The organism is Micromonospora sp. NPDC049282 (assembly GCF_043197045.1).
Classification (GTDB): Bacteria; Actinomycetota; Actinomycetes; order Mycobacteriales; family Micromonosporaceae; genus Micromonospora.
Window position 1 is genome coordinate 560618 of record NZ_JBICSL010000001.1, and the last position, 21341, is coordinate 581958.

Here is a 21341-nt window from a genome sequence, read left to right on the forward strand (position 1 = left end):
TGGAACGCCATCTGTAGGTGATCTTTAAACTACCGATAAGTAGGGCTTCATCCTGAGCCGCGAATTAGCAACCGTTTTCACCGCAGTCGTGCGGTAGCCTGAGCCGGCACTCAGAGCGGACCGCTCGGCATCCCTCATCCCAGAAGGCTCAACGACCACGATGGACGAAGGTCTCGACGCCGCGCCGACATGGCTGCGGCAGGACCCGCGCGTGCTGGCGGCGCTGCGGAAGCGGGCCGCCGCCGACGGCGGCGACGCGGTGGTCCTGCCCCAGGACGAACCGATGCGGGGCTACACCACCGCCTATCTGTTCACCGCCAAAATGGTCCGGCCGAGCCGCCCGGGCCGGGACGGCAGCCGCAAGGAACTGGTCAAGGTGCACCCGGCGGGCGAGGACGGCCCGCCGGAGTCCGGCCGGCACGCGCAGGCGCGGGCGGACGCACCCGGTTTCGCCAGTCGACACATGGTGAAGCGCCACTACGGCGGGTACCCGGTGGGCGATGGCCGGCACCTCTCCTTCCAGGATCTCGCCCACGGCGGCGAACGGGTGTGCTCGCTGGACGAGATCAGGCCCGGCGCCCAGTTCCTCGATGCCTACCGGGCGATCCCCATCGCCCTGACGCAGGACCTGAACGGCGGCGTGGAGACCGACGGGCCGTCGACCCGCTCCACCACCGTCCGGGCGTACCTGCGTCGCGAGCTGACGGTGACGAAAGCGCTGGCGGACATCCTTCCGGCGGCCCACCGACTCGGGCTCGACGGCGTGGACCTGACCGCGGAGCGGGTGACGCTCGACGGCCGGAGCCTGCCGAACCCGTTGCGCATGGCCGATTCCGGTGGGCGCTTCGGCGACCACGCCTTCGAGTACGTCCACGTCCTCGCCCACGGAGACGTGCACGGCGGCAACGTGCTCTTCGCCGTGCGGCGGGACGGCACGGTCGAGCCGAACACGTTCATCCTGATCGACTTCGCGGCATACGAGCGCGACGCGCCGCTGACCCGCGACCTGCTCGCGCTGGAGCTGTCCTCGGTCCTGCGGTGGGTGGCGCCGCGCCCCGGCATCGAGACGGAGCCCGCGCCGCTTTCCCCCGCGGCCGGCGAGGCACTGCTGCACTACGTGGTGCGACCGGACGAGGCCCCGCCGACCGGGGCGACCGCGCCTCCGGCCGATCTGGCCGAGCTGGTGCGCTTCACCTACACGGCCGGGCTGGAGTACGCCGGCGCGGGGAACTGGCGGCGGGAGTGGCGCATCCAGTACCTGCTGGCGTTGATCGCCCGGGCGCTCACCGCCACCACCTACGACAACCTGAGCCGTGCGGGACGCCGGTGGTGCTTCCGGCTGGCCGCGTACGCGGCGCAGGCGCTCGACGAGGAGATGGCCGATCTGGCGGGCGCGCGTCCGGAGTGGACGGCGGTCGACAAGTCCTGGGCCCTCGGCAACGGACCCGTCTACGACACGGTTCCCGGGCAGCGACACGCTCCGGGTGAGCCGGGGCGGCATCGGGCGCCGGCCGGTCGACCGCGCAACGTGGTGGCTGCCGCCGGCCCGGACTCCGACCGGACCGGGCAGTCGACCGGCCGCGGCAACCAGCGGGTCGTCGCGCCGGATCCGGTCCGCCTGGCGACGCCCGCTGGGCGGTCGACGGCCGGTCGGCCCCGGCGCAGGCGCCGGCTGGCGGTGCCCCTGACGCTCGCGATGCTCACCGGCCTGGTGACGCAGGCCCTGACGGGAGGCGGTCCGGATCGGAGCGGCCGGCCCCCGACTGCGGCGCCCCCGTCCAGCCGGACCGAGACGCCACAGACGAGCCGCGGCGACGAACGCGACCCGGCGCCGTTCGAACCCCTGGGCGCGGGCGTGCGGCTCGACCGGATCGCCGACCGGGTGGCGCGGAGCAAGGAGCGGCCGGACCGGGGCCGGTACGCGCACGTCTGCCTGTGGGTGTGGTCGCCGGACGACCTCAAGCCCCACTCGGACGACCTGGAGCGGTTCCGGGAGGAGCGGCTCTGGTGGACCCGGGAGCGAACCGGCCGGCGTACCGTCCAGGCGGTCGACCACGGCCGGCGGTCGCGGGCGAAGGTCTCCCCGCTCGACCGGGGTGAGCTGACCGGCGCGCCGCCGGAGCCGTCGGAGGATCTGGCCACGCTGCGCGAGCAGGTCGCGGAGCAGCTGGGCGGGAGGCCGCCGGAGCTGCGCAACCCGGCCGGCATGCTGGAACTGGTCGCCGAGATGCACCGGTTCTGGCCGCTCTCCGCGCCGCAGCGGGCGACGCTGCTGCGGCTGCTCGCCGAGACCGAGGGCATCATCGACGGTGGCGGCTACCCCGACCGCGGCGGCCGGGACGGGTACGCGATCAGCGCGGACAACGGCGAGGGCCAGCGGGAGACGCTCCAGTTCGACGAGAAGACCGGCGGGTTGCTCAGTCACGCGAAGATCGGCGCCGGCAACGAGACGCTCGCCTACTACCTGTTCCTGGACAGCGGGCGGACCAACACGATCGCCGACCGGCCGTGCGCCGACCCGAAGCCGTCTAACAGGGACGGTTGACGTAGTTGGCCCAGTCCCGGTTGGACCCGGCGTCGGCGAGGACCCGGTTGCGGGCGCCGACGGTGAACAGCGGGGTCTGGTAGTAGGAGAACGTGACCGAGCCGCTGGAGATGTTGTAGTGCGCGGATGCCACCCGGAACTGCCACTGCCAGGTGGCCAGGTTCTGCCGGCCGCAGTCGGAGAGCTTGCCCCGGGGGTAGCCGAAGTCGGGCCGGTCGTAGAAGCAGTACCAGCCCAGGGGGCAGTCGGCCGCGGCGTAAGTGCCGGCCGGAGCGCGCAGCGTGACCAGGAGCGCGCCGTCGCCGTAGCTGATCTCGTTGGCGCTGACCGGCACCCCGCCCGGGTGGGCCGCCAGGTAGTCGGTCAGCTCGCGCTTCGCGGCGGCCAGCCCCGGCGCGGGCGCGGCGACAGCGATCAGGACGCCGCCGAGAACGGCGGCCACCACCATTCGGTACGCACCGGAAAAAGCCATTCCACACCCCCGCTGGACATTGACTGCTTCCTCTGTCCAAACAGAATAGGAAAGCGTCTTCCCTGATCACCATCCCCAGCACCGGACGCAGCCTGTCGCCATGCCGATATCTCACCGCCACTCAATCGGTGGAATTTCCAGCGTTGAACATTTCGGACTGCCAATTGCGCAACGCAGTTTTGATCCGGCGGTTCTCGGCGGTCGCCAGGCGGAGCTGGCGGGACCGCTCGGCCAGCTCGTAGGCGAAGCGGTGCAGGACGGCGTCGACGTCCTCGATGCGGTAGCCGCGCCGCAGTCGCGACGTCATCGGCAGCTCGACAGCCTCGATCCGGCCGGGGGTGAGCGGTCCGGTGAGTGCGTGCCGGCTGCGGTAGACGGCCATCACCGCTCCCCGATCGTCGGCAGGTGCTGGTGGGCGGCGGGCACCCCGGCGATGCTCAGCCAACGCCGCGCCGCGGCGAGCATGGCGGGCGGGCCGCACACGTGCACGTGCTGGCCGGACCGATGGTGGTAGGTCGCCAGGGCGATGGCGGTGCCCTGCTCCGCGGGTCCGGCTTCGGGGTCGTCGGAGAACGCCGGCACGATGCGCAACCAGTCGTGGGCCTGCTGGAGGTCGTCCAGCGCGATCGCGTCGTACAGGTCGACGAACGTGCGGGCGCCGACGACAAGCGTGACCCGCCGGCCGGCCGGCGCCTCGGCGACCTGCTCCACCAGGGCGCGCAGCGGCGCCAGCCCGGTCCCGCCGGCCACCAGCAGCAGCTCGTCGCCGTCGTCGACCAGCTCCAACCCGGAATCCTGCGGCGCGCCGAGGTGCAGCAGCTCGCCGGGGCGTACCTCGTGCACCAGGCTGTGGGAGACGGACCCGGCGGGCAGGGCACGGACGTGGAACTCCAGCGTGCCGTCCGGGCGGGGCATGTTCGCCGGCGACAGCCAGCGCCACCGCCCCGGCCGGCGCGGCGTGCTCACCGGCACCGCCTGGCCGGCGCGGAAGGGCAGCCGCCGCCACGGTCGTACCGTCAGGGTGGCGATGGTGTCGGCGGCGCGGTCGTGGTCGATCACCTCGACCGGCCACCAGGCCGGGCCGTCCCCCACCCGCGCGGCGGCCCGCTCGACCAGCCGCCACGCCCGCCACCAGCCCATCCCCGCCGCGGGCAGCAGCGCGTCGCCGACCGCCGCCGCGTGCCAGGGCCGCAAACCGAAGCTTCGGTACGCGCACCCGAGCGCCCGCAGCAACGCCAGCCGCCCGGCCCGGTCGTCGCCGCCCGCCAGCAACCGCAGCAGGGACGCGTGCAGCAGCGGCGCGTCCCGCTCCGGCAGCAACCCCGGGCAGCGATCCTCGACCGCCGCCCAGAAGCGGTCCGCCTCCTCGGTCACCGCGCCTCGCCCGCGCCGAAACCGGCCGCGTGCAGCGTGGCGTGACCCCACCGGGCCAGCCGGCACGGGTACGGGACACGCTCACTGCGACACAGCGGCGAGCGCTCGGGTACGTGTACGAGCACGGCCAGCACGGCGTCGTCGGTGACCGGGGTGAGGACGGGGAAGTCGGCGAGTACGGCGGACATCGGCGGGCGCCTCCAGGTGTCGGGGTCGTGGGTGGCGCCGGGGCGGGCGGGGTCGGCGGGCAGCCGCGATCGGGGGACGCGACGACGCCGGAGCCCGGCACCCGCCCCGGGCCATGCAACCAGCCTCCGATGAGCGGAAACGAGGAACTACAGCGTCGGCGGAGCCCGTATGACGCAGAAATGAGGCATCCACTGCCCCACGATCTCGACGCACGGTGACTACATTGACGACGGAACGGAGGGAGGTCCGAGCGTGGCCCTGAAGCGGCAGCGGCTCTGTCAACGACGGAAGGCTCTCGGGTACAGCCAGGAACGCCTCGCCGACATTCTGGGCGTAGAGCGGTCCACGGTGGTTCGGTGGGAGAACGCCGAAACCGATCCGCACCCCGGGCACAGAACCCGGATTGCCTTCGCGTTAGGCGTTACCCTCGAGCAGGTCGACGACATGCTCACCGACGTGTCAGTGGCCAAGCGCCGAGGACAAGCCATGGCAAACAGAGATCAGGACCACGACGCCAGCAGCGCCGCCGCTAGCCGGCCGGAGCTTCTCGGCGACCTGCGGAGCTTCCTGACCGACTACCTCACGCCGCTAACGCAGCCGGCCCAATCTCCGGCCCAGGTTAGACGGTCCGTCAGACGCATACACGATCTCTACCAGCGGGCGAGCTACACATCTGCCGCCCGCCTGATACCGGACGTGCTGCGTCAGGCAACCGAGCTGTCCAACCTCCCCGGGCCGGACCGTAGAGACGCCTTCCGGCTTCTCGCCGCCGCCTACCTCGCAGCGGCCAAACTCGCCGCCAAGGTCGGCGATGGCGAGACCGCCCTGCTCAGCGCCGACCGGGCCGCGAACGCCGCCCGACTCGGCGACGACAAGGCCCTCATGGCGATCGCGGCATACCAGGCCGCCTGCGGCCTTCTGCGGATGCCTGGTCGAGCCCCCGAGGCCGAGGAGGTCACGCGCAGCAGCATCGACCGCCTAGCCGTGAGTGGTTCGACAGCCGACCCCGACCTGCTCTCCGCCCATGGAGCACTGCTTCTCCTCGCGGCCGTCATGTTCGCCGGACGGGGCAACGCCAAGGAATCCGCCCGGTGTCTGTCGCAGGCGGAGCAACTGGCCGCAGACCTCGGGACGGAGCAGAACCGGCTGTGGACCGCCTTCGGCCCGACGAACGTCGCCATCCATTCGGTCTCCGCCGCCGTCCACTCACGCAGAGCCGACCAGGCCCTCGACATCGGCTCGCGCCTCGACACCTCACGGCTGCCCGCCGTCATCGTCGGGCGACGCGCTCAGGTGCACATCGACCTTGCCGCAGCGGCGTTCATGTCGTCCACGGACAGACCCACCGCCGTACTGCACCTGCTGGAAGCCGAACGGGTAGCCGCAGAAGCGGTGTACGCGAACGTTCAAGCGCGGGCAGTCCTGCTCGACCTCATGACCAGGGAGAGGCGAGCGGCGACGCCAGGGCTGCGCCCGCTGGCAGAGCGAGCAGGCTTACTTGCTTGAGAGCGTTGGAGACCCGTCATGGGCGCGTGGACCGCAATCTGCGCCCGGCCCGCGAGCCGATACGTCAACGGTCGAGGCGCGATGGGTTACTGGTAGACATGGTTAGCCTTGGTCGTGGGGGCGGAAAGCTACTTGACCGAGGTGACAGACGTGATGACGAGTTCGGACGACGGCGGTCTCCTGCCGAAGGATGGCTCTAAGGTCTGGGTTACCACAGCCCAGGGATCGCATTTGCGAGGACGGCGTACACGGGACACAGCTCCCGAGATGGCGTTGCGCCGCGCCGTGCACGCTCTCGGTTTCCGGTTTCGCCTGGGGCGAACCCTGTTCAACCGGTGCCGGCCGGACCTCGTGTTTCCCGGTCCACGCGTCGCGGTGTTCGTAAACGGGTGCTTTTGGCACGGATGTCCGCAACACGGACCCTCCCGGTTCCGGGGTCCCAATGCCGAGAAGTGGGAATCGAAGATCGCCACGAACAGGGCCCGTGATCAGCGGGTCGACAACGAGCTGGTCGAGGCCGGTTGGCAGGTGATCAGGGTGTGGGAGTGCGAGGTGCGCCGGGAGGCTGGGGCGGCGGCGCATCGGGTTGCTGTCGAGGTGCGTGGCCGGTCGTGCGCGGCCACAACCCACCGGAGTCCGGTCGCCCCGACGGCTGTTGGTCAGCACCCCGCTACTGGATGACTTTAGCTACCTCCCGCATCCCGGCACTGCACGGCGGATCACGAGTCGAAGCGCGATCCCGCCTGCTGTCCGTCACATCTCCTCGCCCGACCGGTTCAACTGACCTCACCGAGCACTTCGGTCGTACCCCTGTTCTAATCTGGCTGGCATGCGGACAGCGCGGCGTCACACGTGGGGAATCACGCTGATCCCACGCCGACGAAGACCGCGGTTGGCAGAAAGCCCCTCCAAGTTCGGGTAGGGGCGCTCGCGCCTGCTTCCGCGCCACAGGTAGGTTTCTGGCGCACCGGTGTGCGTCCCGCGGGGTGGGTTGCGGAGGAGTATGACATCCTGGTCCCCGTCATCGTTTTCGACCGTAGGAGGCGTCGTGAGCGCTCGGAACCTCTACAGCGTGGCGCCGTCTGCTGCGCGGTTGACCGACTCGCTGCGCGACATCGGTTACGACTTTCCGACCGCGGTGGCCGACGTGGTGGACAACAGCGTCGCCGCGGGCGCGAATCGCGTCGAGATCGACATTGTGTTCGACGGATCCGACTCGTGGGTAATGATCGCCGACGACGGCGACGGTATGAGCGCCAACGGTCTCTTGGAGGCGTTGCGCTACGGCAGCCGGCGCGACTACGGTCGCGGTGACCTCGGCCGGTACGGGCTGGGGTTGAAGACCGCGTCTCTGTCGCAGTGCCGGTCCTTGACAGTGGTCAGTCGCCGGAGGGCGACCACAGCCCGCACCGTGTCGCGGATGATCGATCTCGATCTCATCGCCGAGATGGATGACTGGGTCGTTGCCGAACCGGCGAACGACGAGCAGGTTGTCAGGGCCCGCGAGACGGTGACGGACACGGGGGGCACCGTGGTGCTCTGGCGCGGGCTCGACCGGGTTCTGCCCGAACGTAATCCAGACGGCGGCTGGGCGCGTCGCCGGTTGGAAGCAATGGCGGGCAGGACGGCTAACCATCTGGGTACGGTTTTCCACCGCTTCCTTGAGGGTGAGGTCGGCGGTGGCCTCGTGATCACCGTCAACGGCGAGAAGGTTCGGCCGTGGAACCCCTTCGCCCCGGACGAGCCAGCACGGGAGGTGCTTCCTCCCCTCCGTTTCGAGGTGACCGTCGGTGAGGCGACCGGCACGGTGTCATTGCAGCGGTATGTCCTACCGTCCCGAGACCAGTTCACGTCGCAGGCGGAGTTCGAGCGGCTCTCGGGCCCGCTGAACTGGAACCGTCAGCAGGGCCTGTACGTCTACCGTGCCCAGCGGCTGGTCCAGTGGGGCGGCTGGAACGGCATGCGAGGCATCGACGAACACACGAAGCTCGCACGGGCGGCGCTGGACTTCGACACGGATCTTGACGTGGTGTTCAACATCAACGTGGCGAAGATCAGGGTGGCGATGCCGCCGCAGTTGCGTCAGCTGCTCGAACGCCCGGTGCACGAGCTGTGCATGCGGGCGGACGACGCCTATCGCAAGAACTCGCGCGGTGCCTCCGAGGGCCCGAGGGTAGCCTCCGAGCAATTGGCCGCCCTGTCTCGCAACGAGGCGTCCGGAGCGACGCCGCCCATGCCGGTTGTGGGCTTGGCGCTGCGAGCCGCTGCCATGCGTGCGGGTGAGTACGCGGCCCTGCAACGCATCGGGGAGAGCTTGCGGGCCGAAGCCCCTGACGTCGCCGCCGCGCTCGGCTTCAGGGATTGACCTCCGGCTGCCGTTCGATCCGACTGCCCCGTTTGGCTGCCTCGCTGCATGCCTTGTTGAGGGGGCAGCGGGGGCAGGCAGGGTCGGTGGGGCGGCAGACGGTAGTGGCAATCTCAATCAGGCCGAGATGTGCCCGCCGCGCGTTGGTGTCATCGCCGATCATTCGGGCGATGGCCAGGCGACCTGCGGTCATCCTGTGGCTGCGTTCGACGTGCTCCCCGGTGAAGCGGGCGGCGACGCGGTGGGTGCCCTTTGTGATGAGCACGGGTTCCTCCGCGTTGTCTTCGTCACGCGTCGGGACCGCGAGGACGGCGAGGTCGATCACCGAGGCGTCGACCCCGCGGAGGATGTGGATCTTGTCGTCGTCGAGCAGGTCTGGCTGCGAGGTGAGCGCGCGCGCCAGGTCGAGCAGCCGCTCGGCGCGGTGCTCACGATTGATCCACCCCCCGATCTCGACGAGTTCGTCGCCGGCGTCAACGGTGTCCTGCGGCTGCTCCCATCGTTCGAGCAGTGACCAAAGGATTCGTACCTGCTCGGGTGCTGCCCGGTCGAGGAGCATCTCCGCGGAGATGACCTGCCACCGTGTTCGGGCGCGCAGCCACGGCAGGGCCGGCTCGCCGAGGTCGTGAAACCAGGTGGCGAGGGCCTGGGCGATGTCGCGGCTGCGGTAGGCAACTGGCGTTGGGGCGTCCAGCGCTGTCATCACGGCGCGCCCGAGCTGGGTGCCGAGCGCCGGGGGTACGGCGTTACCGATCTGACGGAACGCGGCCGAGGGAGGACCGGCGAAGCGGAACCAGTCGGGGAAGGTCTGCAGCCGCGCCGCCTCACGCACGGTCAGTGTGCGGTCCTGTCGGGGATGGATGTACCAGTAACCATCCTTGGCGATGTGCGCGGTGATGGTGCGGGAGTACGTGTCCTCACTCAGGCGCTTGTACTTGTCATCGAAGATGTCGTCGCGGTAGCGCTTGACGTCCTCCGGCAGGTCCGAATACCGGGTGTCGGCGTCCATCATATCGAAGGCGCGCTGGTCGTCCTCGCGTACGGGTCGGGTGATGTGGTCGAAGACCTTGCCCGTGTCCGCCTGTGCAACACCGCGACGCATCTGCCTCTGAAAGGCAGAAGCAGGACCGGCATAGTCTGACCAGCCGTCGGCGCCACCCTCGGGCCTCCAGCCGCCCTCGACCTCGGGTAGGTCGCCGATCGCGTTCCACACCGACACCCGGTCCGGTACCTCTGTCGGCCAGTCGAAGGCGACTCCATCTCGCAGCGCAACCAGGATCAACCGCTGGCGGAACTGGGGTACGCCGTAGCGCAGGGTGTCAACGACCCGTTCCTCGACTGCGTAACCGATCGACTCCAACTCGTGAACCATGGTGCGAAGAATGAACATCTCCCGATCGAGCGCCATGTCGGGGACGTTCTCCATGATCACGGCGGCGGGCCTGGCCAACTGAATGACCTCCAAGAACGAGCGCCAAAGGTCCCGGCGTTCGTCGTGCGCCGGGCGGAGGCCATGACGGACCTGGTGACGGATCAGTGAGCGGCCCGCCCGGGAGAAGGGTTGGCACGGAGGGCCGCCAGACAGCAGCTCGATCCCCGCTTCCTTCACCAGGGCAGCGATCCGCCGAACGTTGACGGACTCCCCGAGGTCGCAGTCGAGGGTGAGACCGGGGTAGTGGTGTCGGTGCGTCTCGACGGACTCGGGGTCCCGGTCGGCCGAAAGGACCACACGAAACCCGGCCTCGGTGAGGCCCAGACTCAGCCCACCTGCACCACTGAACAAGTCCGCCGCCAGCCGCTCACCCCGCTCACGGCAAGCTGCGGCAAAACGGAGGAACTCTTGGTCGTCCCCGCATGCCTTGGGGTGTGGCGCAAGACGGACGAACGGGCCGCGCACGAGCTTGACGCCATAGCCTGCCCGACGTCGTTCGACGGTATCGTCCGTCACCTGTGTTACCTCCCCGATCGATCAAACGCCCTGCGCAGGTTACCTCTTTGGCCCGACGCCGTACCTCGGCTGCCCCGGCGTTGCCACGACGGCTTGGCCGACGGCTTCGAGAAGACTCGTTGTGGTAAAAGGCATGAGCGGCCCGCTTGACCGGGCTGGGCCTCATCCGCAAGTTGACCTGGATTACCGGCGAGGGGTAAGCCTTGCTGGTAGTGCCGCCTTTTGCGAGGGCCCGGTGTTCGTTGAGCGTACGAATGTCGGGCATACGAAGATATCCCAATGAGCTTCGACCCCTGAAGCAGTTGTGTCCTGCTCGCCATGAATCATCGCGCACCTGCCCTTGAACATATCCGTGCGAGCACGGCTGGTCGGGCCCCGAGAAGGAGTCGTGCCGTGACGATCAGTGGCCGAGCTCAAATCCGTTCTCCTCTGCGATCCCGAGTAAGCCAAGCAATACGGCGCTTTGCTTCTCGGATGGGATCCCTCTCTTTCGCCCGGTCGCGATGTCCAAGATGCCGAGGTGGGTGGGTGACGCAAGACGCCGCGCCACGGCGAACCGCCGCACCGCCTCCCAGGCAGGCGCACCCATCTGGAGAACCGTGGTCTGAGCCATGATCCCGGAATCGATCTTCTGCACCGCGACTGCGTCGGCGCGGCGTTGGGCCACCCGCTCGCGAGACTCCAAGGACGCCAGGAAAGCTTCTGGTACGTCCACGGGCGCCTTCCGGACCGACTCCCAGCATGCTTCCCGCTTGGCCCATTCCGTCACGTTCACGATGGGACGGCGCTCATCGGTAAGTAGGTCGAAGACCTTCTCCGCCACAACGAGACTGGTCTCCTCAACCGCAGGTGACACTGACTGCCGCGCCCAGATGAGGTCGAAGTCGAACGACTTGCCTGGGGCGTGGGTCTCGACGATCACCGCCAACTTGGACATCGTGTACGTGACGATGTTCGCGAGGTAGCCGCTCTGGTACCAGCTCGCCTTGGCGACGAGTGCGCGGATGTGGTGGTAGAGAAGCGCTTTCGCCACGAGGTGCTTGAAGTAGACCTCGTTGAATTTCGCCTCCGATGTCCCCCACTGGGCGGCCACCTGATCGGCGAAGGCTAGGAAGTTGCGCTGAGCGCCGGCGCTCACCAGATGGGGCTTCTTCGCCCACGACACCTCGTACTTCGCCGCGTCGGTCTTGGTGATGACCTGCCCCCGAGGAAACAGGGCAGCGAACTTCTTGGCGTCAGCCACGCTCAGCTTGCGTTGCTCGTTGGCGTACTGGCCCCGGGTGCGCTCGTAGAACCACTTGGTCTGGAAGTTCACACCGGGCTTTGCTGGCGCGAGAATCCGGCGCGACAGGTCCTCCAGCCTCACGTGGAAGGGGCTGTTGGAGAAGAAGTCCGCCTCACTGACCTTGTTCTGGCTATTCGCGTAACGGGAGATGCGCGGGACCATCTCGACCGCTTGTTCGGGCTGCACCACCACAAGCTTGGCCTGCACGAAGACATCCTCGAAGTGCGGGATGTTTTTGTTGTCCCGGCGGACGTAGAACAGCGTAGCGGTGGTCTGGCCGCCGTTGACGATCTGGAGGTCGCGGATAGTTTTGATCGCTCGTCCGTCGGCCGTCCACTCCAAGTCGGTAGCCGTCGCTGTGATGCCGTTGTTGTAGGCGAGGAACCGTGCCGGCTCCGAGAGCACTGTCGAGCGTATTCCCTTGTTCACCTTGCCGGTCGTGCTCAGGTAAGAACGAACGTTGCCCTCCAGGAGCCGGCTTCCGTACCGTCCGTAGAGGTCCGCCAGCACACGGGCAGGAATGGCGGTGAGGTAGGTCTTGACGTCGGAGGCCGTCTCGGAGGTCCGCAGAGCATCCAGCCCGCTCGGGAGCCACTCCGAGAGGTCGATCTCCAGCTCCTCGCGACCCTGACTGGACTCATATACTTGGAGCAGCCGGCGCAGGTCCCAGATGTGGTAGTCGATCCTGATTCCATCACGTTCTGAGCTGTTGAACGCCTTCGCGCGTCCGCTCATCTCCATGTTGGTGACGAGGTACATCCGGTAGCGGGTTACATTGCGACCACGCATGCGGAGGTCCTCGGCGAGCTGGTACTCGGGCCCGCTCTCCTCTCGTCCCTCTTGGAAGACGCCGCGGACGGCCTCGTCGAGATAGGTGGCGAGTGATTGAAACGCCCTGCGGGCGTCGGCAGTGGACAGGGTCAGCGGCTCGTCGGAGTCCGCGAAGACTGACACCGCGAGCGCGACCGACCCGTCCTGGTCAGTCAGGTCAAACCCATTCACCGCGACCGCACGTTTACGCTCGCCGGTGCCGACGAAGTGCAAAACGGTGAGCTGCTCGACCTCCTCGGCTTCCGCCAAGCGGTCGGACACCTCAGCAAGGAATGCCGTTGATCGATAGTCGTTCTCAACCTCAGCCCGCGTATCCACGGCGTTCATGAGGTCCTTGTAAAAGTCCGCGAGGTCCATCAATGCCCCCTACTCCGCGGTTCTGCACCAGCGGTCGGTGATGAAGTTCTTGATCGCGCTGATCCCGACGTCGTAGGTGGCGCCCACGACTGCCTCCGGGGTGGTGGAGCGTCGTATTGCCGGGAAGTCAGGCGCCACGTTGTACTCGGTGCATTCCGTGGCGACGAACCAGTGGTCGGCGTAGCGGCGGTCGGTAGAGTCGACCTGGAGCGCGTCGAGAGCCTCGTCGAAGGCGAGCGCGGCGTCCCGGTCCGCAACCAGGTCCGCACAGATTCCATCGACCAGCATCGGGAGGTTGACGGCGTCAGCGGTTCCTTCATCGACCTCGACCAGCGTCACCGTCGCCAAGATGATCCCGTCCGCGTCGAGTTGCTCGAGTGAGGAGATCCGGATGCTCTTCCCGTCGGTCCGCCGGGACTTGACCTCGTACCTCGGGCCCAGCGGGAAGACATAGTCCTGATGACTGCCGTGCGGACCCCGCCAGGCCAGCGCGACCTTGGCTGCCTCCGCCCGCCGCCCTAGGACGTGGACGCCGAACCACAGCTCGGCGATGAGGCCTCGCAGGGCATCCTCACTGAGCGGAGGTCGGGGTCCACGAGCGAACATCCGCTTCCACTCGGCGACGACCTTGAGCAGCGTCGCCACGCCCTGTGCCTCGGTGGCCGCATCGGCAGTGCGGGACACCAGGTCGGTGGAGAACTGGAGGTAGGGCTCGAGGAAACGGCGATCGGTCAGTGACAGCGCCAGTGTCCATTTGTGGTCGCCGGTCCGCTGCCGCCGCTCCACCTCGATGATCCCGGATAGATCCGGGAGCGGCGGTTTGTCCTTGACGATGATGAAGATCATCGGATCATCGCGGTCGTTGACGCCGACTATGAACCGGAGGGGGTGGGAGGAGTCGACCTCAAATTTCCCGGAACCTGGCGACGCTATGATCTCCCGCCAGCGCAACACGAAGGCGTCAGTCATCGACCTCATCCGCAATCTCGGACTCGTCAATCTCGATGAACCACTTTCGCTGCGCGACCGTGTTGATGACGTACTCGACGTCGCCCCGTGAATCCTTGGGATCACCGGCCCTGCCGGGTATGGCCAGCTTCACGGCAACAATGATCTTGTCGATATCAACTCCCTGCGGAAGCTTGTCGTGTTGCGGCAGCAGCGGGTACAGCAGCATGGCTGGCCGGCGAAGGCGGCTGTAGAAGACCGTTTCCGGAGGATTCTTGCCTTTGCCATCGGTGCCTGCGTCGGCGACGGCGGCCTCGACGTCATCATTAGACAGGAGAACGCGGACGTCGGTGGGGCCTGCTAGTCGGCTACTCGTGCCGCTTACGCGCAGCTCCTTGTCTGCCCCCCTGTCAATCGTTCGCCGCGGGGGGTAAAACTTCACACCGGCGAACTCCTCCGGGACCTGCTCCCTACTGCCGTTGACCACTACGACGTCCCAGGTCTGGAACTCAGGTGCGGTCGCATGCCTGGCGAATGAGCTGAGCGCCGACGCGGAAAAGATCGCGTCCGACGGGTGTGCCTGGTACTGGCTGAGGAAGTCGGCGATGACGCGCTTGGGCACGCCAGACCATCGCGGCCAGCGGCCCGTCACGTTTCGGGCGGCGGTGCTCGCGGCGATCGCGTCGCCGAGCCGCTGAAACGCCGACCAGTTGTCGGAGATCACCTTCTTCTCAGGGGACAGTTTGGTGGTCTCGATGCGTTTACCGGCGAGAGAGATGGTTTTGCTTCGGGTCTCGGCGGCCTTCATCTTGTTCTTGGCGGTGATCAGCAGCGCGCCAGGGTGCTTCTTGACCGCAATGCCAAAATCCTCCGGAGTGAGCTTCTGGCGGAGCATAAGCCGAAGATCGCGGCGGAGTTCCTCCACCGAGTCCGCGACGTGCCGGTAGTCGGAGGCGGATGCCTTATCGATCCAAACTCGACAGATGTCCTTGTAGCCGTCGCGGTAGCCGAACCAGCGCGCCATCTGCATCAACGTGTCGGAGGCGACGACCCGGCGGTAGAAGTAGCTCACCGTCAGGCCCTGGAGTGTCAGCCCTCGGCTGAGCACGTCACCGCCGACGGCAATCATCCGCTGCGGCCGGTCCCAGTGCTCGTCCTCCTCGCCCAAGACGCGGTCCTTGTCCGAATTAAACAGCTGAACGCGGATGTCCGCCGCCGCGGCCGCGAGTACGTCCAAGACCTCCTCCCACGTCTCTGTGATGTCCGGGTACCGCCGCTCGAAGGTCTCCTTGACGATGTCAAGGGTCCTGTTCGGGTGGCCCATGCGGTACTGGGCTGCGTGGGCCTCGATCTCGTTACGCAGCGTGGAGACCTCGTCCTGCACCGCGTCGAACACCTGGCTCTGCACGCGCTTAAAACGGGAGACGTTCACGAGCATCGAGCGTGGCGCGCGTTGGCCTCGCAAGTCTCGGACCGCGTTGGCGACGAAGAAGGTGCGGATCGCCTCGCGGAGAGACTCGGGTACCTCTCCGATGTTCCAGTGCGCCCTGTGCCCGAGAGGGGTGAACTCCTCGGCGTCGCCCAGCTCGACGAGCATCGCGCCGGAGGGCTCCTCAAGGGATCCGAAGGTGGCCTGCGAGCCCACGTAGTTGGACGGTGACTCGAGGCCGTAGATGTAGTGGCGCGGGAACAGATCATTCTCGACCTCGTGGTCGATGAAGATGTTCGCGAACGGGGTCGCGGTAAACGCGACGTAGGAGCTTCGCGAGAACAGGTCGAGGATGCCACGAATGCCGCTGTTGATGGTCGTCGGGTTGTGGTCCTCCCGGGTGTTGACCGAGGCGTAGTCCGACTCGTCGTCGAGGAGCAGCAGGGGAAGGGTCAGCTTGCCGCCGACCTTGCGCTGCCGGCCCAGCCATTCGGTGAGCGTTTCCAGCACCGCCTTGTTCTTTTTAACCACGAAGACGTACGGCTCGGCTGAGTCGGTGCCGACCGTGATGTTGGATGCGGCGAGGCTGCTGGTCCGGAAGTCCTGGATTACCGTCGTCATGCCTTGGGCGTTCGCGAGCCGCGAGTCCAGTGCCCCGACGCCGATGTAACGGGTCTGGGCGGGGATGCCGGGCCGGGCGACACTGAGACTGGTGTCGCGACCGATGAGGCCCTCGTCGACGCGCTCCTGGGTCTGCTGGCGCAGCGATTCCGTGTTCCCCGCCAAGACGATGATCAGTCGGTAGCCGGCATCGACCGCCTTGTTGAAGAGCGCGAGGTACGTAGAGGTCTTACCGGACTGAACCTCACCGATGACGAGGCCCCGACGGGCCCACGGACCCGCGGCAGTGGGGTCGCCAGCGAAGTCAAGAATCTCGTCGGTGAGGTCGTCCATCTTGTCGATGACTCGCGGCGGCCGTCCGTCGTTCAACATCCACTGCTTGAAGTTGAGCCATCGCGACCAGTCCATCTGCCGCTTTTTGTCCTGGAGCCATGGCTTGAAGTCTTCGCCCACGATGGCGACGCCCTGCTCGACGTCGATGCTGAGCCGCTCCGTCAGGCGTCGGACCAATGCGGCGACATCCTCGTCGGTGGCGTCGGGCGCGGCCACTCGGCGGTACTGCTCCACCATCTCGGTGAGGTGTGCCTCCGAGTGGGTCCTGCCAGCGAGCAATGCGCCGACGACCTTCTCCAAGGCCGCAATCTGCTCCTGCCTGTTTCCGTTGATCAAGATGCGGCCCTTCTCAACAGTGCTTCAGGGTTCTTGGAGAGTGTGAATGGTTCGACATACCGCAGTCGGGCGACGAAGTCGTCCGCGGACTCACCGGTTTGGCTGAAGACGAACCACAGGGTGGCCGCGTAGGCGAGGAGCTCGCCCTCGTCCGAATGCTGGGGCGCGTGCACGCTGTCACCGCCTAGGCGGTTGTAGGCGTCCTCGACAGGAAAGGACGACTCGATGTTCCTCAACAGCTCACCCAGCAGCCGACGTGCGCCGTTGTCCAGTTGCTCGTCGAGGGCAGCGAGCAGCGGGTGCTCGCGATTGAGCTCATATCGGAACGAGCCGCGTTCGTCGATGAGTTTCCACGTCCTGACGACCCTGTCCGAAGCTGCCGCGGGCCGGCCCCGGTACAGCTGAGTGCGCTGACTCGGGTGGACGATTCGGTCCACCAAGCGCTTAAGCTGGTCTCTGATCTCCGTCGGCGGGACGGCCGCGGACTTCTTGATGTCAAGAGACCACAGGTGGTCGAGGGTATTCGGGATATCGACGCGGACACGCGCCAACTTGCCGAGGTCGTCCTTCGGCACCAGGCGGAACCACGTTCCCCAGATGACCAGGCGCCTGGCCCGGTAGATGTAGAAGCCCTGGCTGTCGCGCAGTCGGCCGGCGATCTGGGCGGTCTCCTTCTCGGCCTGCGTAAGCTTCGAGATGTAGGGCAGGGTGTACGGCTGAACGTCGATCCGTGCGCCTGCGACGGCAAAGGACTCGGCCGGCCCTCTCTGGGTGGCCCGGTGGGCCGTGAGGAAAGGGTCGACCACCTTCAGCCGGACGCCGTTCAGCTCCATCGTGACCTTGGGCTTGCCGTCCTCGCCCGAGAGGAAGCGATGGAAGACGAGTGAGAGGTGCGCCCGGGCGGAAAGCATCTGCTCGTTGAAGGCCTTGGCGAAGATCGTCTGGCTGGCGGAGGGGAGACGGTCGAAATGCCGCCAGACGACCAAGGTCCCGCTCGGGTTCGCTTTGATCTCACCGTAGCGGGGGAGGATCGAGGCCTCCGCCTCGGAGAGGGTGAGCAGTGCCCAGCGCCTCGAGCGGGTGAGGTAGTCGAGGTCCCAGCGCAGTGCCGTCATCACACCGTCTCGTTTGGTGACCACCGTGAGCTCGCGGCATTGGGAGAGCGACGCGGTCTTAAGTCCTAGCCCGAAGCGACCAAGGTCGTCGGGCCGCCTGCTCCCAGCGGCGCTCGTGCCCGCCAGACACATTGCAACGCGAGCCTCGTCGGCGTTCATGCCGGTTCCGTCGTCGACGATGGCTAGGTAGGGCTCGGCCTCCGCGCTGAAAAACACCTCGACACGGTTCGCCTGCGCGGTGATCGAGTTGTCGATCAGGTCGGCGACTGCCGCCTCGAGGGAGTAGCCGACGGCTCTAAGCGACTCCATCAGCTGAGGCTCCGGAGGGAGTTCCTCCTCTTTCACACTCTTTCTCCCGCTGGTCAGGCTGTTGCTAGTCGATGGTTCAAGGAGCCGAGCGGTCAGTCCGGCGAAGCCGGGAGCATCCACAGATTCGACTCGTTTGCGACATGTGCCGCGACAACACGTACATCACAACCGACCTCCCCATGACGGTCTTTGGACCCTACCGGTCGGAGTCCCGTGAGCGGGAGTCCTCGGTCGTCAGCAATTCACTGACCGAGCTGGCACGATCGCGGTCCGTTTCGACATGTGTCGGAGTCCGCTCGGACGAAGGACGGCCGAAAACGGTTTCCTGCCGCCATCGTGGCTTGCGCCCGGCTGCCACAATCCCGGTCAGGAATCTCGGGACTCGGGGGCTTGACGATGGAGCTTCGCCGGAGCCGTCTCCTCATCGCCGGTGGCATCACAATGCTGGCCTTCGGCGCGTTCATGCTGGTGTGCGTCCGCTGGAACAGCACCTTCCGTGTGGTCGGGAACCTGGCCCTCGGCGTGCCCAGCTTGCTGCTCGGCGGCTGGCTCACTTATCTGAGCCTGCGGCCGTTCCGGTTCCACATCGGCGCCGATGGACTGACCGTGCGACAGTCCGACCCGAAGATCGACCGTCTGTTGCCGTGGACGGAGATCGACTGTCTGATCCTCGACCAGCCGGCTCCGGTTCTCACCGGCGACAAGAACCCGTCCGCGGTGCTGCTGCTGATACCGGCCATCTGGTCCTCTCTCGATCTCCCGCTGACCCACCGGAGCCCGTTGGACGACCGCCCCTGCCTGGTCCTGCTCGAACTCGACGAGGTCCGGGAATCGCCGGACGTGGTGGCGGAGGCAATCGCCCGCTTCGCCGGCAACCGTTTCACCGACTACCGGCAGGTCGTCCGGCAGCGCTTCGCGTCACCGGACTTCGCGGTGGGACTGCGTGGATACGACCGGGCGGTCGTCGATGCCCTTGTCCGGAAGGGCCAGGAGGGGCTGGTCTCGACCACGATGCTGCCGCGTCTCGGCGCGATGGCGGAGATCCAGCAGGGCAGGGAGAAGCTGCCGGTTGCCGCGCGCGGATACGACCGCGCACAGGTCGACGCGTTCCTCGACGACCTGTGCGCGGCCTTGGCACGGTGGGAGGACGACCCGAAGGACGCTGGCTAGCTTCCGCTCAGACCTCGGCCGCGCTGACCGCCTCCGGCGCCGCGTGCCGTCCCCCACCATTACGCCGCTCGTCCCCGTGCCCCGGCCACCACGCCTTGTGCCCGATCAACCCGGTCAACGCCGGCACGAAGAACATCGACATCACGAACGCGGACAGCACGATCCCGATCGCCACCGCGAACCCCATCTGCTGGAGGAACGAGATCGGCGCGAGCATCAGCACCCCGAACGTGCCGGCCAGGATCAGCCCGGCCGCGGCCACCGTCGGCCCGGCGTGTTCCACCCCGATCGCGGCGGCCTGGTGCGGTTCGTGGCCCTCGCGGGCCTCCTCGCGTAGTCGGGCGATCATCAGGATGTTGTAGTCGGTGCCGATCGCCACCACGAACAGGTAGAGGATGATCGGGAGCTGGAACGTGACGCCCGGCTTGCCCTGGAGCCCCTGGAACAGGTAGACGGTGGCGCCGAGCGTGGCGGCGAAGTTGAGCAGCACGGCGATCACCAGGTAGATCGGCGCGACGAGGCTGCGCAGCAGCAGCCCCAGGATGAGCGCGATCAGGCCGGCGGCCACCGGCAGGATCACCGACAGGTCCCGGTTGTTCGCCGAGTTGATGTCGGCGAAGATCGCGGTCGGGCCGCCGACCAGTGCCTTCGTACCCTGTGGGGCCTTGGCGTGCAGCGCGTCCCGCAGGTCGTCGCGGACCAGGGTGATCGCCTCGTTGGAGACCGGGTTCTCGTCGAGCAGCAGGTTGACCCGGGCGACGCTCGGGTCGGTGCTGCTGCGTTCGGCCGGCTGCACCCGGGCCACGCCTGGTGCGCTCGCCGACGCGGCGGCGAAGTCGTTGACCTGCTGGTCGGTGAGCGCGGTGCCGTTGCCGGTGGTCAGGTAGACCTCCGTGGGCGCGAGCGCGCCGGCCGCGAAGCCGCGCTGGAGGTCCTTGGCGGCGCGCGCCGACTCGGTGTCCTGCGGGAAGCCGGCGCTGAAGTCGTAGTCGGCCTTGTAGCCGAGCACCCCGGCGGCGAGCGCGACGAGCAGCGCGCCGGAGGCCGCGGCCACCAGAGCGGGCCGGCGGCCGACGACGGCGCCGAGCCGCCGGGACAGGCTCGCCTTCGGCGTACGCTGCCACGCCTTCGACGGCCAGAACACCCACCGGCCGAGCAGCGACACGATGGCCGGGATCAGGGTCAGCGAGGTGATCAGCATGACGCCCACGGCGATGGCGAGCGCCGGGCCGAGCGAGCCGAAGAAGCCGAGCGAGGCGAGCAGCAGCACCAGGAACGCGACGATGACCGCGCCGGCGGCGGACGTGATGACCTCGCCGACCCGCTGCACCGTGACGATCATCGCGGTGCGCTTGTCGTCGCCGGCGCGCAGCCGTTCGCGGTAGCGGAACAGCAGGAACAGGATGTAGTCGGTGCCGATGCCGAACAGCACGATCAGCAGGATGGTCTGGAGGTCCTGGCTGACGTTGAGGTCGAACGCCTTGCCGGCGGCGGCGACCAGCCCGGTGGTGACGGTCATGACCACGCTGATCACCACGACCGGCAGCAGCGCGGCGATCGGGCTGCGGAAGATGATCAGGATCAGTCCGATGATGAGGATGATGGTGGCGACGCCGACGATCGCGAACGCCGAGTTGAACGTGTCCTCGTTGTCGACGAAGCTGGCCACGTCGCCGGCCACCCCGGCGGTCAGGCCGCTGCCGGCCAGGTCCGCGCCGAGGCCGGTGCGCAGGTCGCGTACGGCGTCGAGCAGTTTCGGGTCGTCCGGCGTCTCGGCGTCGAGGCCGACGGAGATGATCTGCACCGACTTGTCCGGCGCGACGGCCTGCGGGCCGGTGAGGTAGCCGGACGTCTGGGTGATGTTCCTCCCCTTGAGCGCCTGGGCGAGCTGCCCGACGCGCGCCTCGTCGGCCGGGGTGAGCGGCTTGCCGTCGCCGCGCTTGACCACGATGGTGGCGGTGGCGGTCGCCGCCTGCGGGAACGCCTTGGTGGCCAGCTCGGTGGCCTGCACCGACTCGTAGGAGTGCGGCAGGAAGCTCTCCTGGTCGGCGGAGGTGATGTCGCTCAGCGACGGGCTGGTGAACACGATGGCGACCGCGGCGAGGATCCAGCCGCCGATCACCCACCAGGCCTTGCCGACGACGAACCTGCCCAGTCGCTCGAACATCGTTTCCCCCGTGTGCTCGACTGTGTCACCGCGTATCCTAC

15 protein-coding genes are annotated in these 21341 nt (G+C 67.6%); 5 read left to right on the forward strand and 10 right to left on the reverse strand.

What is annotated here, in order from left to right; translation table 11 throughout:
- The first annotated feature begins 160 nt into the window (after positions 1-160).
- Positions 161-2545 (forward strand): hypothetical protein, encoded by a 2385-nt coding sequence (locus ACGFI2_RS02610; RefSeq protein ID WP_393509429.1) that lies wholly within the window; start codon positions 161-163, stop codon positions 2543-2545.
- Here ACGFI2_RS02610 and ACGFI2_RS02615 read toward each other — a convergent pair.
- From ACGFI2_RS02615 to ACGFI2_RS02630, 4 genes are all read right to left on the reverse strand, one after another.
- The gene (locus ACGFI2_RS02615) at positions 2529-2987 is read right to left on the reverse strand and encodes a hypothetical protein (RefSeq protein WP_393509432.1); all 459 of its coding nucleotides are present in this window, start codon (positions 2985-2987) and stop codon (positions 2529-2531) included. The genes ACGFI2_RS02610 and ACGFI2_RS02615 overlap by 17 nt on opposite strands.
- 151 nt (positions 2988-3138) lie before the next feature.
- On the reverse strand, positions 3139-3399 hold the full coding sequence (locus ACGFI2_RS02620; protein ID WP_393509435.1) for a hypothetical protein: 261 nt from the start codon (positions 3397-3399) through the stop codon (positions 3139-3141).
- Positions 3399-4391 (reverse strand): FAD-binding oxidoreductase, encoded by a 993-nt coding sequence (locus ACGFI2_RS02625; protein ID WP_393509438.1) that lies wholly within the window; start codon positions 4389-4391, stop codon positions 3399-3401. The genes ACGFI2_RS02620 and ACGFI2_RS02625 overlap by 1 nt, the downstream gene beginning before the upstream one ends.
- On the reverse strand, positions 4388-4579 hold the full coding sequence (locus tag ACGFI2_RS02630; protein WP_393509441.1) for a hypothetical protein: 192 nt from the start codon (positions 4577-4579) through the stop codon (positions 4388-4390). Before ACGFI2_RS02630 ends, ACGFI2_RS02625 begins: the two co-directional genes overlap by 4 nt.
- A gap of 253 nt (positions 4580-4832) precedes the next feature.
- Between ACGFI2_RS02630 and ACGFI2_RS02635 the strand changes: the two genes are divergently transcribed.
- The 3 genes from ACGFI2_RS02635 (at position 4833) to ACGFI2_RS02645 (ending at position 8451) form a co-directional block, all read left to right on the forward strand.
- Positions 4833-6086 carry a helix-turn-helix transcriptional regulator gene (locus tag ACGFI2_RS02635; protein WP_393509444.1) on the forward strand — a complete coding sequence of 418 codons (1254 nt, stop codon included), beginning with the start codon at positions 4833-4835 and terminating at the stop codon, positions 6084-6086.
- 153 nt (positions 6087-6239) lie between these two features.
- Positions 6240-6767 carry a very short patch repair endonuclease gene (locus ACGFI2_RS02640; RefSeq protein WP_393510071.1) on the forward strand — a complete coding sequence of 176 codons (528 nt, stop codon included), beginning with the start codon at positions 6240-6242 and terminating at the stop codon, positions 6765-6767.
- 367 nt (positions 6768-7134) lie between these two features.
- Positions 7135-8451, forward strand: coding sequence for an ATP-binding protein (locus tag ACGFI2_RS02645; RefSeq protein WP_393509447.1), 1317 nt, complete (start codon positions 7135-7137; stop codon positions 8449-8451).
- On the opposite strand, the gene dcm is transcribed toward ACGFI2_RS02645, so the two are convergent.
- The 5 genes from dcm to ACGFI2_RS02670 form a co-directional block, all read right to left on the reverse strand.
- On the reverse strand, positions 8441-10399 hold the full coding sequence (dcm, locus tag ACGFI2_RS02650; protein ID WP_393509450.1) for a DNA (cytosine-5-)-methyltransferase: 1959 nt from the start codon (positions 10397-10399) through the stop codon (positions 8441-8443). The genes ACGFI2_RS02645 and dcm overlap by 11 nt on opposite strands.
- 400 nt (positions 10400-10799) lie before the next feature.
- A complete protein-coding gene (locus ACGFI2_RS02655) occupies positions 10800-12872 on the reverse strand; it encodes an AIPR family protein (RefSeq protein ID WP_393509453.1) in 2073 nt (690 codons plus the stop codon).
- 9 nt (positions 12873-12881) lie between these two features.
- The gene (locus ACGFI2_RS02660; protein WP_393509456.1) at positions 12882-13841 is read right to left on the reverse strand and encodes a PD-(D/E)XK motif protein; all 960 of its coding nucleotides are present in this window, start codon (positions 13839-13841) and stop codon (positions 12882-12884) included.
- Positions 13834-16539, reverse strand: coding sequence for a Z1 domain-containing protein (locus ACGFI2_RS02665; protein WP_393509459.1), 2706 nt, complete (start codon positions 16537-16539; stop codon positions 13834-13836). Before ACGFI2_RS02665 ends, ACGFI2_RS02660 begins: the two co-directional genes overlap by 8 nt.
- Positions 16536-17999: an ATP-binding protein gene (locus ACGFI2_RS02670; protein ID WP_393509462.1), complete on the reverse strand. Its 1464-nt coding sequence runs from the start codon at positions 17997-17999 to the stop codon at positions 16536-16538. Before ACGFI2_RS02670 ends, ACGFI2_RS02665 begins: the two co-directional genes overlap by 4 nt.
- A 405-nt stretch (positions 18000-18404) precedes the next feature.
- On the opposite strand from ACGFI2_RS02670, the gene ACGFI2_RS02675 reads away from it, so the two are divergent.
- The gene (locus ACGFI2_RS02675) at positions 18405-19133 is read left to right on the forward strand and encodes a DivIVA domain-containing protein (RefSeq protein ID WP_393509465.1); all 729 of its coding nucleotides are present in this window, start codon (positions 18405-18407) and stop codon (positions 19131-19133) included.
- 7 nt (positions 19134-19140) lie between these two features.
- On the opposite strand, the gene ACGFI2_RS02680 is transcribed toward ACGFI2_RS02675, so the two are convergent.
- Positions 19141-21300, reverse strand: coding sequence for an MMPL family transporter (locus ACGFI2_RS02680; RefSeq protein WP_393509468.1), 2160 nt, complete (start codon positions 21298-21300; stop codon positions 19141-19143).
- Positions 21301-21341: the final 41 nt, after the last annotated feature.